The organism is Halosimplex amylolyticum, from assembly GCF_051414035.1.
Taxonomy (GTDB): domain Archaea; phylum Halobacteriota; class Halobacteria; order Halobacteriales; family Haloarculaceae; genus Halosimplex; species Halosimplex amylolyticum.
In genome coordinates this window covers 1-974 of the sequence record NZ_JBLKNW010000020.1, presented here as the reverse complement: position 1 = coordinate 974, position 974 = coordinate 1, and the positions used below count along the sequence as shown (strand labels likewise).

The following is a 974-nucleotide window of genomic DNA, read 5'->3' as shown; positions in this document are numbered from 1 at the left end:
GTGATACCGCGAGAACGGATGTTCCACGCCGCGTTCGCGTCTCTATCCGCCTCAAACCCGCAGGCGGGACAGGAGTGTTCACGGACCCATAGCGGTTTCTCTGTCAAAACGCCGCAGGACGCGCACTCCTTGGTCGTTCCGCGCGGATTCACGGCCACGAAGTGCGTCCTCTCGCGCTCACACTTGTATTCGAGCATCCGCAGGAACGTCCCCCAAGCCGCACCTGCGCGGTTCCGCGAGTTGCCCGGTAGTTCGACCAAGCCCTTCGCGTCCAAGTCTTCGACCGCCACGAGGTCGTACTCAGTGGCGTAGTAGTTCGAGAGTTTGTGGAGGAAGTCACGACGCTTGTTCTTCAGGGTGGCGTGGCGTTCGGCTACGACCTGGCGCTGTTTCTCCCAATTCGCAGAGCCGTGCTGTTTCCGTGAGAGGTCGCGCTGTGCGCGTTCCAGTCGCTCGCGTTCGTCGGACAGGTCGAGTGATTCGATAGCGGTGCCGTCCGTATCGTGAGCGTACTTGAGAATCCCCACGTCGATACCGACGCACTTCTCGGGATTCTCCGGCTTCTCCGGCGGGTCGTCGGGCGTTTCGACGCCGACGATAGCGTACCATTTCCCGGTGGGTTCCTGTTTGACGGTGACGGTCTTGATTTCGGCGTCGTCGGGGAGGTCTCGGTGGAAGGTGAGTGGCATTTCACCGAGTTTCGAGAGCCACAGTTTGGTCCGACCGCTCGTGTTCTTGAGCTTGAAGCCGGATTGACTGTAGGTGAAACTTCGATACTCGCTCGGTGCCTTCCAGTTGAGTGTGCCGACACAGTAGCCGTTCTCTTTGCGACCACGAAGCGTTGCGAGGTTGTCGTACAACCGCTGAACGGCTTTTTGTAGGACTTTCGAATGAACGCTTTTCAGGTCGCCCCACCACTTCTTGAGACTCGGCAAGAGTTTCTGCTCGGAATACGCCGAGGTGTCGTCGTTTCG

1 protein-coding gene is annotated in these 974 nt (G+C 59.1%); it reads right to left on the bottom strand.

Annotation, left to right across the window (positions count from 1 at the left end):
• The coding region (locus tag ACMGFE_RS26020; RefSeq protein ID WP_436928182.1) for an RNA-guided endonuclease InsQ/TnpB family protein at positions 1-974 on the bottom strand (974 nt) is incomplete at both ends.